The 16,201-nt window shown below is 43.8% G+C and carries 10 protein-coding genes and 5 tRNA genes; 7 read left to right on the top strand and 8 right to left on the bottom strand.

Annotation, left to right across the window (positions count from 1 at the left end):
* Positions 1-118: 118 nt before the first annotated feature.
* A complete protein-coding gene (locus NO992_RS03270; protein ID WP_371374296.1) occupies positions 119-1,957 on the bottom strand; it encodes a S8 family serine peptidase in 1,839 nt (612 codons plus the stop codon).
* 241 nt (positions 1,958-2,198) lie between these two features.
* The gene (locus NO992_RS03265) at positions 2,199-3,377 is read right to left on the bottom strand and encodes a multidrug effflux MFS transporter (RefSeq protein ID WP_371374292.1); all 1,179 of its coding nucleotides are present in this window, start codon (positions 3,375-3,377) and stop codon (positions 2,199-2,201) included.
* A 163-nt stretch (positions 3,378-3,540) separates the two neighbouring features.
* Between NO992_RS03265 and NO992_RS03260 the strand changes: the two genes are divergently transcribed.
* On the top strand, positions 3,541-4,011 hold the full coding sequence (locus NO992_RS03260; protein WP_010606036.1) for a hotdog fold domain-containing protein: 471 nt from the start codon (positions 3,541-3,543) through the stop codon (positions 4,009-4,011).
* Here the strand turns inward: NO992_RS03260 and NO992_RS03255 are convergent.
* From NO992_RS03255 to NO992_RS03230, 6 genes are all read right to left on the bottom strand, one after another.
* Positions 4,008-4,403: a polymer-forming cytoskeletal protein gene (locus NO992_RS03255; RefSeq protein WP_371374288.1), complete on the bottom strand. Its 396-nt coding sequence runs from the start codon at positions 4,401-4,403 to the stop codon at positions 4,008-4,010. The two genes, NO992_RS03260 and NO992_RS03255, sit on opposite strands and share 4 nt — an antisense overlap.
* Positions 4,404-4,440: 37 nt before the next feature.
* Positions 4,441-5,520 carry a M23 family metallopeptidase gene (locus NO992_RS03250; RefSeq protein ID WP_371374285.1) on the bottom strand — a complete coding sequence of 360 codons (1,080 nt, stop codon included), beginning with the start codon at positions 5,518-5,520 and terminating at the stop codon, positions 4,441-4,443.
* Between the two features lie 145 nt (positions 5,521-5,665).
* Positions 5,666-6,979, bottom strand: coding sequence for a fumarylacetoacetase (gene fahA / locus NO992_RS03245; protein WP_010372399.1), 1,314 nt, complete (start codon positions 6,977-6,979; stop codon positions 5,666-5,668).
* Between the two features lie 132 nt (positions 6,980-7,111).
* Positions 7,112-8,158, bottom strand: a complete 1,047-nt coding sequence (hppD, locus tag NO992_RS03240) for a 4-hydroxyphenylpyruvate dioxygenase (protein ID WP_045987722.1) — start codon at positions 8,156-8,158, stop codon at positions 7,112-7,114.
* Positions 8,159-8,577: 419 nt separating this feature from the next.
* Positions 8,578-10,014: a peptide MFS transporter gene (locus NO992_RS03235; protein WP_017216449.1), complete on the bottom strand. Its 1,437-nt coding sequence runs from the start codon at positions 10,012-10,014 to the stop codon at positions 8,578-8,580.
* Positions 10,015-10,579: 565 nt separating this feature from the next.
* Positions 10,580-13,462, bottom strand: a complete 2,883-nt coding sequence (locus NO992_RS03230; protein WP_371374280.1) for an ATP-binding protein — start codon at positions 13,460-13,462, stop codon at positions 10,580-10,582.
* A 266-nt stretch (positions 13,463-13,728) separates the two neighbouring features.
* Here NO992_RS03230 and NO992_RS03225 point away from each other — a divergent pair, with 266 nt between their 5' ends.
* The 6 genes from NO992_RS03225 (at position 13,729) to NO992_RS03200 (ending at position 15,920) form a co-directional block, all read left to right on the top strand.
* Positions 13,729-14,937 (top strand): serine hydrolase domain-containing protein, encoded by a 1,209-nt coding sequence (locus NO992_RS03225; RefSeq protein WP_371374277.1) that lies wholly within the window; start codon positions 13,729-13,731, stop codon positions 14,935-14,937.
* Between the two features lie 306 nt (positions 14,938-15,243).
* Positions 15,244-15,319, top strand: a tRNA-Phe gene (locus NO992_RS03220).
* Between the two features lie 63 nt (positions 15,320-15,382).
* Positions 15,383-15,458, top strand: a tRNA-Thr gene (locus tag NO992_RS03215).
* A gap of 150 nt (positions 15,459-15,608) precedes the next feature.
* Positions 15,609-15,684: transfer RNA gene (locus NO992_RS03210), tRNA-Phe, on the top strand.
* Positions 15,685-15,696: 12 nt separating this feature from the next.
* Positions 15,697-15,772 (top strand) — tRNA-Thr (locus NO992_RS03205).
* Positions 15,773-15,844: 72 nt separating this feature from the next.
* Positions 15,845-15,920: transfer RNA gene (locus NO992_RS03200), tRNA-Phe, on the top strand.
* Positions 15,921-16,201 lie beyond the last annotated feature (281 nt).

Here is a 16,201-nt window from a genome sequence, read left to right as displayed (position 1 = left end):
TGATCCAGATCTTAAGAGAGGGAGCCGAACAAGCTATCAACAAAAGATGGGGGGGGGAGTAGTAGAATAAAAAAATGCCGATCAAAAGACCGGCATTCTTGAATTGGTTGGTTGGGAGTTAAAACACAACAGTTTGTGTTGCTGAACAGGTCGCAGTGCTACCTTGTTCGCACACTTGGTAGCCGTATGTACCGCCGCCTTTAACACTGATGCTGTCTGTATGACTATTATCATTGCTAGTTGTGACAATTTTACTACCGTTACGATAAATATCGACTTGTGACGTGCTTGCACCGTTCCAGCTTAAGTCAACATAACTGTTACCTTTTTGCTTATAACCTGAAGCTGAAAGCTCAACGCTTGTTGTGTTATCACCGCCACCTGAACCTGTACCACCGCCAGCACAACCATTAGCTGTTAAGTAAGCGCTCGCATCTGCTGCTTTAACGATACCGTAACCAAAGTACACGTCTTTACCTGCAGCGCCAGCATCTGCTGCGGTTGCTTTTAATGCACTACGGATTTCTTCACCAGTACACTCTGGGTGGTTAGACCATACCAATGCTGCAAGACCTGCAACAGCAGGAGTTGCCATTGATGTGCCGCTCATTAAGCCATAATCACTCGTACCAATGCTGATGTTCGCGTTTGTAGCGGCCATCAACGCTGTGCGATCTTCAAATGCAGCGCCAACCGCTGGGATTGATGTGCTGTTAGTATCACCTAAAGTGCCGTATAGCATGCCTGCTTCATTGTTTACGATAATCGCGCCGATACCACCAGATGCTTCACAGTTTGCTACTTTATCGTGGAATGAAATATTACCACGGTCAATTAGGCACACTTTACCGTTTGCAGCGCCATCGGTTGCTTCAGCTGTGCCCATAAAGTAAAGCGAGCCTGAAGCGTTACCACTATTTTCCATTGCTGAACTTGCAAACGCTGAACCATCAGCGGTCATGCTTGAAGAGGTCGCCATGTCTGCTGGGTAAGTTGAAAGCGTATCAACACCGCCTGCAGTTACCTCTACACAAATATGTTCGTCGTTAGTCGCGCGCTTTCCACGACCAGAAGTACAGCTTGGGTACTGAGAAAAGTCTGCAATTTGATTATCTGCATCGTTTGCACCGATCATCATTACTGATGGGTAGCCTGCAGGATATGAACGAACATTGTTGCCATCGTTACCAGCTGCAGCAACCACTAAGCCACCTGCATTACGGAAGTTTTCAAATGCGTTTGATTCTGTATTGTTTGAGCCACCACCACCCAAGCTCATATTGATGATGTTTGCACCTGCTTGTGAGCATAGGTTTGCCGCGTGAGCAAGGTCAGAAGAGTAGCCCCAGCCTTCTGCGTTAAATACTTTAATAATGTGCATTGGCACGCCAGGTGCCATGCCGATAACACCAATATTATTGTCAGCAGCACCGATAGTACCGGCTACGTGTGTGCCGTGTGGGCCACCATTTTCATACCAATTACCTGTGCCGCTGTCATTATCACCAGTGATATTACCCCAAATGAAATCAGCGTTTGATTGGTCAAGACCTGAGTCAATCACACATACTTTCATGCCTGCATTGGCATCGAAAGTAAGTTGATCAGCTTGTGATTGGTAAACTGCATAAGGCGTAACCTGTTGCTGCATTGGGTTACCTGCGTCGTCGTTATAAATCCCCAGAGGGTAACGCTTTTGGTCTGCTTCAACGAGTTTGATGTGTGGGTTGTTTAATAAGCCCTTTACTTGACTAAGATCTTTGCCTGTAAAAGTTGCAGCGAAGAAGCCATCGCCATCAACGTGCAGCTCAGCGCCAAGCTTTTTAGCAAGTGCTTTTACGACGCCTTTTTTCGAATTGTCGACCTGAATGATGTATCGATCCTCAGATGCCTGTGCTTGTGACATAGCGCAGGCGCCAGCGATGAGTAGTGCCCCAGTTAACTTGTTTAATTTCATTGTTATTTTCTCAGTTACATTGCGTGAATATTGTTGTTAATAAAAACTAACAACTTCTTAACGGTGGTTAGCATATAACCAATAACAAGAACTCGTAAAGAGTAAATTATGCGGATTTTTGAAATTAATAAGAATGTTTAATTACTTTAATATAATGTATGGTTATGACAGGACGTCTAACCATACATCGTAGTTATTAATAAAGGAACTGTACTGATAATTGCTATTACATCAATTCTAATTAAGCTGCACTGTGAAGCTGGTGACGGTGCTTCGTAGCCAGCAATAGCAGGAAAGGTAGTGCGAGTAGTAAGTGCAACGCGAGTTGCATCGGGGCATCCAATGCTAGTGGTTGCGTCATGGTTGCAAGCACCCCTGCACCACTCATCTGTAGTACCCCAATCAGCGCTGAAGCCGTCCCAGCTTGTTTAGCAAACCCAGATAACGCTTTACCAGCCGCGGCTCCAATCGTAAATGCAAAGCCGACTGATGCCATATACATAGGCAGTACAAAGTGCGCTATTTCAGTTTGTGGCAAAGCCAGTAACAACAGGCCGCTAAAGCTAAAAACGGCGAGGCCAAAGGTGAGTGACTTCTGGCTATTGCGCTTGATGAAGTGGGGAGCAATAAAACTTGCGACAATACTCAGTACCGCATTGCCAGTAAACCAAAATGTGAAGTCGGAAACACTGCCGCCCATTTTTGCCATGATCCACCCCGGAGCCGAAATCACAAATACCAGCATTGCAGCCATACCAAGCATAGCTAAGGCGGCATTGTATATGAAAGTCGAGCTACTGAGCATCGGCTTAAAACGTCTCAAATCTAGGATATGACCACTGTAATGCGTATCTTCGGGGCGAGTCTCTTTATAAATAAGAGAAACTAAGATGAGGCCAACAACGGCAAAGCCAAACAAAAAGCTAAAATTACTCTGCCAGCCAAACTCGACGGTTAACCACGCACCTAAAATAGGCGCTAATGCTGGGATAAAACATACAATACCATTGAGGTAAGTGATCATTTGGCCACTGCCTTTGTGTCCAAAGCTATCACGAACAATAGCAAAAGCGCTGACGAAAGTGGCGCAAGCGCCCAGACCTTGTAGCACTCGAGCTACCATCATGAGCGGCCAAGTGGAGACTGTGCTTGCCATTACGGCGCCAAGTGCAAACAAAACGATTCCAACCAGTGCAACTGGTTTACGGCCATATTTATCCGCAAGTGGACCTGCTATCAATTGTCCAAGACCCACAGCTAACATATAAATACTCACCGTTTGCTGAATTTGGCTTTCTGATACTTGAAGGCTGGACTGCATGTCCACAAACGCAGGTAGATAGAGATCGATACCTAAAGGGCAAAAGATAACAAGTAAAGCGAGAATAAAAATCAGTGCTTTTGAATTTGATTGGGTCATGGCGTCTCCTTTTGGCCGTTATTGTATTGTGGAGAATGAGAAAAGACAGGACAAAGCGCCGATTTAGCAAATTTTTAAGATATTTTATTCGCTGATAATTGTAGACGGTTGATTAACTGGTCAGATGTGTTAATTTTAAGCAAAATCATTTTAGAAAAATCTTATGTCTGCACCACTTTTAAAAATTTATAAAAGGATGAGTTGGTTGCCATTTGGTAAATGGATGTTCAGTAAGGCGGTATGTCGTAAGGCCCCTTACTTTGGCACCATTAAGCCTAAAATCACACAACTGAAGCCTGGCGTTTGTAGAGCCACAATTCGTAACCGTAAAGCCATTCATAACCACATAGGTACGGTTCACGCTATTGCACAGTGTAATCTTGCGGAGTTGTGTGCAGGAGTCATGACAGACGCAACCATCGACCATAAAACCCATCGCTGGATCCCAAAGGGGATGTCAGTGCAATACTTAGCTAAAGCCGAGACCGATCTGCATGCCGTGGCGCAAATAGAATACCCGCGAGCATGGCAAGATAAAGAAGAGCTAGTTGTACCGGTGGAAGTTTTTAATACTGCGGGAGAGAAAGTATTTCACGCCGACATTAACATGTATATCAGCGCGAAAAGATCTTAGTTGTTTATGGTTTGATCGTCAGCAGAGTCAATTGCCGTGACGTTATTGGCTCGCTCGTTACGATGTGTCAATTTACCATCGACATGCGCACCAGCTTCAATCGTTAAGGTTTCGTGTTCGATGTTGCCAAATACTTGAGCGCTAGGAAGCAGCGTGACTTGTTTGGCCTTAATATCACCTTCTACTTTGCCTAATATCGTCAGTTCATTGGCTTGGATATTACCTTGTACTAAACCTTTATTGCCGATGATTAGTTTTTCGATGTCGAGGTTACCATGGACGGTACCATCTAATTGCAGTTCACCTTCGCAGACAATATCGCCCGTGACTTTAGTGCTTTGAGCAATAATAGCCGGGACGTCGTTTCGTTGGTTTTTAAAAGAGTTAAACACGAATTCCTCGCTACCGCAGCGCAATTGCAATTATATGTTACTTATTGAATGCGCGAGCGATTTTAATTGGGTTTAGGTGTTTTTTACCTTGAATCACTTCATAGTGCAAGTGTGTCGCTGTACTTCTTCCTGTGCTGCCCATTAATGCAATTACATCACCTTTATTGATTTGTTGACCCGCTTTCACTTTGATGGTGTGAAGGTGACCATAGCGTGTGGTGATATCATTAGCGTGTTCAATTTCGATAAAGTTGCCATAGCCGCCATTTTTCCCCGCTCGTTTAACGGTGCCAGAAGCTGGGGCTACTATCTGTGTTTTGTGCCAACCTGCGAGATCGATACCTTTATGATAGGCACGGCGGCCAGTGATCGGGTCTTTACGAAAACCAAAAGCACTGGAGACATAATATTTCTCCTGAGCGACAGGCAGTGTATCTGGCAGTTGGCCAATCATCGTCGCTAACTGCGCATAAACAGCGTATTGGTCAATGGCATTAATAAAGCTGGCTTCTACTAATTCTAAGTCGGCTTGGAAGTAGGGACCACCTTGTGCTTCTGAGAAGTCAGATGATAGTTGTAATCCCGCACTGTCGATGGATTCTTGCATCGCTGCAATCTCAGCGCTGAACGATTGCCCAAGTTGTTCGCTGAGCTGTCGTTGTTGGATGAGTAGGTAACTGGCTTGGGGAGCAAATTCGGTTGTGGTACTTGGTTGTGAGCTGTTAAGGTCTGTCGGTGTTTCTTCTAGCTCGCCTTCCACTACGTTGTCGTCAGTTGTTTGAGTCGAGTCAACCAATGACTCAAGCACACTGTGCTGCTGTGACAGTTGGTCAAGCATGCCTTTTTGCTGCGCTAATTGTGCTTGAAGCTGTGATTTTTCTTTTTGCCACTTAGCTTGTAGCTGCGCTAAGTTTTGTTGCTCTTTAGTGAGCTGGTCACCGTTTTCTTGTAATTTGAGTGAGGCATTGGCTATCCAAATGGCGACAGCAAGCAAAATCAAAATCGAGCAAGCTTGAACCCAAGATGGCAGTTTCAGCATCTTGACAGTTGCGTCTTGACGAACAATTAATTGAGTCGGCTTAAACAGCTTTAGATATAGGCGCTTGAGTACTTGCAACGTTCAACCTCGGATTTAAATCAGCGCTACACTCTAACAATTTTTAGTCAAATTTCCAGTTTTTAGAACTAAAAAAAGGCATGAAATCATCATGCCTTTGATTTAAAAGTAAATAAAATTGCGATTAACGCACGAATAATTGCGATTATTTTGCTGGAAGTACAGTGCCTTCAACACAGCCAAAGCCGATACGGTTGTAGCCTTGGGCTTCACACCAACCGCGCATAATTACTTTATCGCCATCTTCTAGGAACTTACGCTCTTCGCCGTTTGCAAGCGTGATAGTTTCTTTACCGCCGCGCGACAGTTCGAGTAATGAACCCGCTTCTACATGCTCAGGACCTGACTGCGTGCCCGAGCCTAGCATATCACCCGGTAGGAAGTTACAGCCGTTCACTGTGTGGTGCGTAACCATTTGCGCAACTGTCCAATAGCTGTGCTTGAAGCTGGATTCAGACAGTTTGCTTGGTTTAGCGCCTTCGCTACGCATTTTTTCAGTCTCTAGTAAGACATCCATGCGAATATCAATAGCACCAGACTCGCGGTTTTGCGTTGATTCTAAGTATTCCAGCGGTTGTGGATCGTTTTCATCACGGTGCCATTGAGTACGGTATGGTGCAAGTGCTTCGGTGGTTACAACCCAAGGAGACACCGTTGAAGCAAAGTTTTTCGCAAGGAATGGACCTAATGGTTGATATTCCCAAGCTTGCAAGTCACGTGCAGACCAGTCATTGAATAAACAGAAACCAAAAACGTGATCTTCAGCGTCTTTAATTGCGATAGAGTCGCCAAGTTCATTACCTTTACCTAAGTAAATACCTAGCTCTAATTCGTAGTCTAGTCGCTTACAAGGACCGAATGACGGCGTATCTGCATCAGGTGCTTTGGTTTGGCCTTTAGGGCGAGGGAAAGTTTGACCTGAAACACCAATAGACGATGCACGACCATGATAACCGATTGGTACCCATTTGTAGTTTGGTAGCAGCGGGTTATCAGGACGGAACAGGCTACCTACCGCTGTTGCGTGGTAGATTGAGGTATAAAAGTCAGTGTAATCGCCAATGTGACAAGGTAAAGCGTATTCTACGTCATCCTGTGCAACCAATGCGCCTTCAAGGCTTGATTGCAGTTCAGAACCTTCACGTAATGCACGAGACAGGGCAAGTCTAAGAGCCGACCAGTACTGTTGGCCCATACCCATAAATTCATTTAATGCTGGGGCATTTGCAGCTTCGGCTGCTTCTGCGGCGTCGCCTGAAAATAGGTTAGCGTCAACAACTGCGCCAAGGTCTAGTACTTGATCACCAATCGCAACTCCGCCACGAAACTCTTCATTACTGTTCTTACGACGAAATACTGCAAAAGGTAAGTTTTGAATAGGGAAATCAGTTCCAGTCGCATTCGCACTAGCTACCCAACTTGTTAGTTGGATGTCGTGTGTTTCATTAATTTGAGACATTGCCTTTCCTTTAATTTTGGCTTTCAACTTGAGTTATGGTCAAAAGTGAAAAACTCAAGTCGTAATAGCAATTTGATAAACCACAAAAAGCAGCTATCGCTAGCTGCTTCTTTATTAATTTGATGTGTGTGTTTAGATTACACCACGGCGCTCTTGGTCGCGTTCAATTGACTCGAATAGCGCTTGGAAGTTGCCTTCACCAAAGCCGCCATCGTCAACACGTTGGATCATTTCGATGAAGATTGGGCCAAACAGGTTTTTAGTGAAGATCTGTAATAGGTAGCAGTCTTCGCTTTGGCTATCTACTAGGATTTGGTGCTGCTTGATCTTTTCTTTATCTTCTTTAACCCAAGGCACACGGTCAAAGATAGTGTCGTAGTAGTGATCTACGATATCTAAGGTGGCAATGGTGCTCTTGTCTAGTTTATCTAGTGAGCCAACTAAATCGTCAGTTAAAAATGCTAAATGCTGTACACCTGGACCATTGTACTCATCTAAGTACTCATCGATCTGGTTGTTGTTGTCGTCTTTACCTTCGTTGATTGGAATAGAGAAGGTGCCACATGGTGACTTAAGTGCATAAGAAAGCAGCGCCGTTTTTTGACCTTTGATGTCAAAGTAACGAACTTCAGTAAAACCAAATACGTCTTTATAGAAGTTAGCCCAAGTTTCCATCGTCCCTTTGTAAACATTGTTCGTTAGGTGGTCGATGCGCTTAAAGCCTTTGTCTTCAACAATTTTTTGCTCTTCTAGGTCAACGAAATCTTGCTCGAAGATTGACCCTTTATCGCCAAAGTTTTCGATGAAATAGATAAGGCTATCGCCAATACCGTAAATCGCTGGGTATGGTAAGTCTTTGTGTGTTGAGTCAGTCGCAGGTTTTGCACCACGCTCAACCGCAGTATCAAACGCCTTTTGCGCATTTTCTACACGCCAGCCCATAGAACAAATTGCCGGGCCGTGGCTTTTCGCAAACTGTGCTGAGAAGCCTTCACGCTCGTTATTCAACAAAAAGTGAATATCGTGCTGGTTGTAGTAAACGATATCTTTGTCTTTAAATTTCTTTAGTTTTGAGAATCCAAAGTCAGTGAATACCTTATCCATGTAATCAGCGTCTGGTGTTGCATATTCTGTAAACTCGATGCCGACTAGGCCTAGTGGATTATTTACTTCACTCATTGTTTTACTCCCGTATTAAGCACTGGGTGACTTGTTAGTATTTATGACTGGATGATTAATCAAATTACTGCAAAGGGGAAGTTAGAGGCCGTAAATAGCAGTAGGAGACTTTGTAAATTTAGTTGCACAATTGCCATGTAAAAGACACAAAATTGACACAGGCGTGACGATAATTATTTTTGCTTAAATTTTGACTAAAAATAGCAAGGCGCTTTGTGGGGTATTTTGTAAGTTCATTTGTGTATTGCTATGATTTTATTTGGGTTTTATGTTTCTGGTTGATGGATTGTATGAAAGGGAGGATTTTTATCACACGGCTAAATTGAGAGGACAAATGACGCTAAGTGTATTTAAATCTTTACGTATGGCTCCTGAGGGAGAGGTAAACCACGCTAAATTAGCGTGGTTTACAGCAAATATTATTGCTTCTCAGCGGATACTTCTAGCTCTTCCGCAAGGTAATGCTCTTGCGTATGAGGTTCGTGCTTGCCTTCAGCGCCGTGCATCCAATCTACAAGCTTGTTGCTTAATAGATACATTAACACAGCAGATAGCAAGGCTACGCCGCCTAAACCAATGAAGATGCTCATCGCGTTTTCCATTGCTTCTTGGCCTTCACCGATGAAAGAGCCAACAAGGCCAGCAAGTTTGTTTGCAACGGCCGTACATAGGAACCAAATTCCCATTAGCAGTGATGCTAAACGTAGCGGTGCCAGTTTACTTACCATAGAAAGACCGATTGGTGATAAACATAGTTCACCAAGTGTGTGGAACATGTAGAACAATACTAACCAAATCATGCTGATCTGAAGTGTGCCACCCGCTTCACCACCTTCTGTTGCAAGCGCTAGCATCATGGTTAAGAAACCAAGTGCTAAGAATACTAGACCAATTGCAAACTTCACTGGAGAATTCGGCTCTTTGTTATCTAGCTTTAACCAGATCATCGCTACCAATGGCGCAAATACAATGATGAAGATAGAGTTAAGCGACTGGAACCAAGAAGCCGGGATCTCAAAGCCCATAAACATACGGTTGGTATAGTCGTTTGCGAATAGGTTCATCAGACCACCAGCCTGCTCGAAACCCATCCAGAAGATAATTGAGAAAACACTCATGGTGAAAATAACACGGATACGATCTTTTTCTTTCTTCGTAAGCGGTTCTTTAGTCTGTGAGTCAGACATCTGTTGAGAAAGTTTAGCAGAAGGTACTTTACCGATATCGCCAAGGTATTTCTGGCTTAAGATAAGCTGCATAACCACAGAAATGATCATACCAATACCTGCTGCGATAAAGCCTGCCTGCCAGTTCACGACCGCTGCTACATAACCCGCAACAAGTGGACCTAATGCACCACCTAAGTTGATACCCATATAGAAGATAGTGAATGCACCGTCACGGCGCTTGTCACCTTCTTGGTATAAATCGCCAACCATCGTTGAGATATTAGGCTTGAATAAGCCATTACCTAAACAAAGTAAAGCCAAGCCCAGGTAGAAGACGTTTACTTCTTGTCCTGCCACAACGCTGTGAGGAATACCCATAATAAAATGGCCAGCAGCCATTAAAATACCACCAATAATGATGGCTTTGCGCTGACCTAATACGTTATCTGCAAGCCAACCACCAAATAGTGGGGTGAGATAAACGGCCATCGTAAACGTGCCGTAAAGACTTAGTGCGTCGGCATTACTCCAACCGAAGCCACCATTTTGTACTTGTGCTACAAGATAAAGAACTAAGATGGCACGCATACCGTAGTAGCCAAAGCGCTCCCACATTTCGGTACCAAATAATAAGAAGAGGCCTTTAGGGTGACCCAGAAATTCTCCGGCCTTCGGAACTGAATTCATATGTACTTCCTAATCTAATCAATGTGTTGTATCTGGCCATTTTTATAAAGGATGCGTTATTGCATCTAATGTTTTTCAATCAACACTGAATAATGAGCCATGTACTTAGCATGCAACGTTTGAAACGACGTGCGGTAAATAGAACACTTTTCAATGCAGATTGGCATTGCCCATCGAGTCACCAAGTAAACATCTTAATCAGATATTTGCTTGTATGAACTCAGGCATGCCTGTACTTTTTTTGAACGGGTGACCAGTACCTATTTCAACTAGCGTTTGTTGTATGTAACGACTAACTAATTTAAAAAAGTGCGTCAGTATACTCAGTGAGAATTAATAGGGGAAGTGTTTGGAGTCAGAAAGCGAATAAAATGCGGTCAGTGATTCAGGGAAGGATCATTCATTTAGATGGCGGTGATATCTAAATGAATGGCGTGAGCATTAATATCGCGATATTTCCCATTCATTGCAGGTGTAGGAGTAGGTCGACCCTGCAATCCGTTTGCTGAGAAAATGCCTGCCCCTTGTGGTGTTAGGAGTTGCGAGGGGCTGTGCCCCCACATCATTAGGCTTCTTGACTCAAATATTGTTGGATAAACTCGGTTGCGGCTAAAAAGTCTTGCTCCAATTTATCACGCATCTGGATCAGCTGATCGGTGGTAAGTGTGCCTTCCTTACATAAAGTTTCAAACTCTATGGCTGTTTCAGCTACTTTTTCGGCACCGATAGTTTTAGAGATGGACTTAAGTTGATGACAAGCTTCAATGATTTCTTCTTGGCTCATCGTGATCACCGCGCCATTTACGTCTCGTGTTAACTGACTACTTTGTTCTAAGTACATTCTGAAAAAGCGATTTCGTTTCGCTTCATCATGATTTACATACTTGTTGAGCATGTCCATATTGATAGCTGGAGCAGGTTCGCTGGCCTCAGCTTCAATAGCTTCAGGCTCTGCAACCATAACTTCACCAACTTCAGGCTCTAGCTCTGTTTCCTGTTCTGATCCCAGCTGCACTTGGCTAGCGGCCGCTGGTACAGCAGCTGGTGGCTCAGCACTTGGTCTCGGTTGCTGTGCTTTTGGCAAGCTTTCTATACACTTATTAAGTGTTGCCTCTAATACATTTAACTCTACTGGTTTGGTGATATAGTCATTCATGCCACCAGCCTCACAACGTTCTCTTTCACCTTTGAGCGCATTGGCTGTCACGGCAATGATGTATGGTTGCTCGGTGGTATCTGTTGCGGTTTCTACATAGTCTCTAATATGTTTGACCATGTCGTAGCCCGACATCTTCGGCATATGTAAATCGGTCAGTACGATTGGAAAGTGCTCTTTTTTCCAAAGCTCTAGGCCTTCCTCACCGTTTTCTGCAACCTCGACACCATAGCCTAACAGGTGTAATTGGTCGGTCAGTACTTGCTGATTTAATACGTTATCTTCAACTAACAACACCAGTTTGTTGGTTGCTCTTGCTTCATCAACGCTTAAAAAGTCGTTGATAGTGCGTGACGGTTTAATTTCCTTCGGTTTATGCAAACCAGCAGCAACCAAGATAGCCGTCATAAAGCTAGACTTACATAACGGTGATGCATTGAGGTAGAAAATATTTTTGTGATTAAGGGCGGCTTCGTCCATTTTACTTAGGACAACAACCTGCTGTTCGTTTTTCTCAAGCGAATAAACTACGGTTCTTAGCTCTTCATTGACCTTGTCCATACCATCTAAACCGTCTAGCACCCAGATCAACTTGTCTTCATGTTGGTTCTCGGTTATTTCGCTTTCATCGATAGCAACCACGCTCGCACCCATGAATGAAAGATAGCGATTTAAAATAGTGCGTCTCTCATTATTTGGGGTGAGTAGGGCAACAGTGCGGCCGTTTAACATTTGCTTATTTGCGTAATTGACTTTGCCATCAACACTAAATGGTAATTCCACGACAAACTCGCTTCCCATGCCAATATCCGAGTTAACATGGATACTACCTAGCATGAGTTCGATTAAACTTTTACAAATAGAAAGGCCAAGTCCAGTACCGCCAAACTCTCGGGTGATAGAGCCCTCAGCTTGAATAAACGGATTAAAAATTTCTCTCAACTGAGCTTTTGTCATGCCTTTACCATTGTCAGTGACGGTAAAGCGTAAGGTGTAATGCTCCGAGGTGTTTTGCGCAACTTCAACGGAGATTTTTACATAGCCTTGGATTGAATCATCTGTAGTCGTGAATTTAATGGCATTACTGCACAGGTTATAAAGTACTTGCCTAACGCGAACGGTATCACCAACTAAATTCGTTGGAATGTCGGGAGCAATAAACAGCTGTAAGTCTAACTTACGTTTTTTCGCTACTGATGAAAGCACACGTGCGACTTCCTCTGTGGTTTCAGCCACCGAGAAAGCACTATTGTCTATGCGTAATTTACCCGCCTCAATTTTAGAAAAGTCGAGAATATCATCGAGAATACCAAGTAAAGAGAAAGCCGAGTCGCGAATAATCGTGGTGAGGCGATGTTGAGCACCGTCAAGATCGGTTTGACGCAGTAAATCAATGGTCCCAATGACGCCGTTCATTGGCGTGCGGATCTCATGGCTCATGGTGGCTAAGAAAGTGGTTTTAGCATCACTGGCACGCTCCGCATTTAAAATCGCTTTTTCTAGCGCCAGCGTGCGGGCTTGAACTTCAGTTTCGAGACTTTCTTGAAGCTGTTTTAACTCATTTTGCGTTGCTTGATCGGACTCTATGGATGATTGTACTTGCTTTAACAGCGCATTTATTGCTTCAGCAATCTCAGCCAGACCGCCACTATAATAAGTACCCACCGTCGACTTGTAGTTTTTATCCATCGTTAGATGATTGATTTCTGAGATAAGCTCTTCAGTATCATTACTTGATGCGCCAGAAAGCCGACGAGCCGCAATTACAACAATCATCAAGGCGCAAATAATAGCGGCAGCGAGCAGTATATAGGCAATGAATGGATCGCCTGATGATGTAGTAGCAACGGGGGGGGTATAAGTCAAAATGAGTTCACCAACGTTTTGCTCATCTAGTCGCAGTGGCATGTGGTAAACCTGCATTGTGTCTTTGTTATAGGACTCTTCGCGATTCAGTGCAATGATTTGCTCTCCTGCACTTTGTTGAAATACCAGATTTGGTTGCCCCATCCCCGTATTGACGTACAAATAGGCGCCCAAATGCTCGTTAGATGCTAATAATGCGGATACGATCTGTTTGGCACTGTCAAAACCGTGTTGTGTGACCACCTTAGCAAGGGGAGTTGCAACCGTTGTTGCTTGTTGTTGTAGGTTCACGGTTGGTGCGGTAGGGACGTCAGCTTGCTTTGGTAGTAGATAAGCACCTGCGGCGCTACATAGTCCAACAATCAGTATTGCGATAAATAAAAAAAGTATCCGTCCATTTGCATTGGTATTCGCGCTATTTGGCATGCTTAATCCTGAAAGAATTATTTATACTTATTAGTTGTAGCAATCCTATCACCTTCGGCAAGTTTTTACCTCTCGTTTTTCAATCAATAGTGGCAATACACTGAGAACACTTGATTGTTTTAAATCTTAAAATAATCAGGTTGTTATCTCGATAATTTTAACCACGCCTGCGATGTGTAAAGCATTAAACTTTAATAAAAATTAAATTTTACGTAACGTTTTTATAAAGTAGTATTCGTTCAACCTAATACTTATAAGGATATCTCATGTTTCTACGTCAAAGTCGGCTGGCGTTTGGTTGGCTTATCACACTGCTGGGCTGCGCCTTACTAACTGGCTGTAATAACAGTGACAATTCTATTACTATTGAAAATAGCGCTAGCGAAGACGTAGCCGTCACTCCACCGCGCTATGGCAAGGTGGGAGACGGGCTACTCAACGAACAACTGGAAGCAATCCGAGCTGAGTTTGCTATGCCCGCACTTGGCGGATTTATCGTTTATGGGGATGAGTTGATTGAGCTTGATGTAGCTGGTGTGCGAGTGAGCACAGGGCAAGCTCTGGTCACCAAACTTGATAAGTGGTCGATTGGTTCGTTCAGTAAATCCATGACAGCAACCGTAGCTGCTCGCTTGGTTGAGCAGGGGTTAATTCGATTTGACAGTCGGGTGAGTGATGTTTTTCCTGAGTTAATCGGAAAAATTAACCCTGAATTTGAGTCTGTTACATTAACGGCACTGCTTTCGATGACTTCGGGCTTAAAGCGTGATCTTGACTCCATGTATTCTGGTAAGTGGCATTTAGATCAACGTGGCATGGTCGAGCAAAGATATGCGTGGACTCAAGAGGCGTTAACGACGCAACCAGAAGTGACTCACGGAACCTATCTATATAGCAATGCAGGTTATGTTGTTGCAGGCCATATGTTGGAGCGTGTGACAGGGCAATCATGGGAAGCGTTAGTGAAGCAAGAAGTATTCATTCCTCTTGGAATGGAAAATATTGGAATTGGGCCTGCTAGCTATGGAGATCCAGAAGGACAGCCGAGTGGTCATCAGATGCGAGAAGGGCAATGGCATCCAATAACACCGGCCGATAGGGTCGATCTACCAAACGTTGTTGGACCTGCTGGGTTAGTCAGTACGACCTTGACCGATCTGTCATACTATTTACGTGCTTATCTCGCGGGCGCCAGAGGTGGTGATAATTTGATTGGTGCTAATTCATATACGCGACTGCTTACACCGGTTAGCCCAGAGTATGGCTTAGGCTGGATCCTTACTCCAAACAACAATAGCTTTCATCACAATGGCTTTACTGGGACCTTCTATTTAGACAACTTAGTGTTGCCAGAAAAGAACATAGCGATATTAGCGGTAACAAACGGCGATACGAGTAATGCAAAGCAAGCGGTAGAAAAAGCGATACTGGTCATGCAACAAAGATTTGAAGCGCAACATAAAGACAATCTCTAAACAGGATTGATAAACCTTGTTGCCGAGCTTCGCTATAGGAATGAGATAGAATATGTATCGCCATTCTATTTTATTCCTTTAAGCACATATTTCTCTTAAGTGGTGCCTTTTTCTTTGTTGTAGGCCTAAAGTGGTTTGCCTGCTTCATAGATATCAGCCGTTAAATACAGTAAAACATAGCTAGTCGAGTGTTTTTTCAGCGAAAAAGCGGTATTTTAACCGCTTTGTCTGAAAACTGTGCAAACGATAAATGTATTTAAAAAAAGGGTTGACTTAGAACCGCAAAACCCGTTTAATACGCCGCACGCCCAGATAGCTCAGTCGGTAGAGCAGAGGATTGAAAATCCTCGTGTCGGTGGTTCGATTCCGCCTCTGGGCACCAGATTAAAATCATTGCATTAGCAATGTGGTGCATGCAGAAACTGCATGGTACACGAATTAGTGTGCCGACTTAGCTCAGTTGGTAGAGCAACTGACTTGTAATCAGTAGGTCATCCGTTCGACTCGGATAGTCGGCACCATTTAATTTAGGCGAAAGCCTGTGTTTTCTAGGTAGCTTAGTATTAAGTTATTTAGAGAATAAAAAAGATTTGCCCAGATAGCTCATTCGGTAGAGCTGCTTGGAGTTGTATTGAAAATCCCTTTTAGGATTCAGATACTAAAAAAGATTTGCCCAGATAGCTCAGTCGGTAGAGCAGAGGATTGAAAATCCTCGTGTCGGTGGTTCGATTCCGCCTCTGGGCACCAATAATTTAGTGTGCCGACTTAGCTCAGTTGGTAGAGCAACTGACTTGTAATCAGTAGGTCATCCGTTCGACTCGGATAGTCGGCACCACTTTATTTAGGCGTTAGCCTGTGTTTTCTGGATAGCTTAGTTAGTAAGTTATTCAGATACTAAAAAAGATTTGCCCAGATAGCTCAGTCGGTAGAGCAGAGGATTGAAAATCCTCGTGTCGGTGGTTCGATTCCGCCTCTGGGCACCATCCCCTCTCGCTTACAGCGCATTTTGAAAATACAGTTTCCTACAAAAACACCCATTTCCTACAAAATCTATAACTTCGTCGCGCATGACGGAGGCGATTTAGCGAACGCCAGAAAGCAAAAAACCGCGATATAGAAACTCAGATTAAGTTTGGCGACTTAAGTTTCCAACGCGGCTTTCATAAACATTCGAAAGTGTTTATATGGCTATCTTAGCCGTAGGGTAATCCTGTGTCTAGTAGGTAGTTAAAAATTTGCTGACGACGTTCCTGTCGAAAATGAG

This window comes from Pseudoalteromonas sp. DY56-GL79, from assembly GCF_041414765.1.
GTDB lineage: Bacteria > Pseudomonadota > Gammaproteobacteria > Enterobacterales > Alteromonadaceae > Pseudoalteromonas > Pseudoalteromonas piscicida.
Note: the sequence above shows the minus strand (reverse complement) of the source record. Positions and strands in the feature narration are given on the sequence as shown.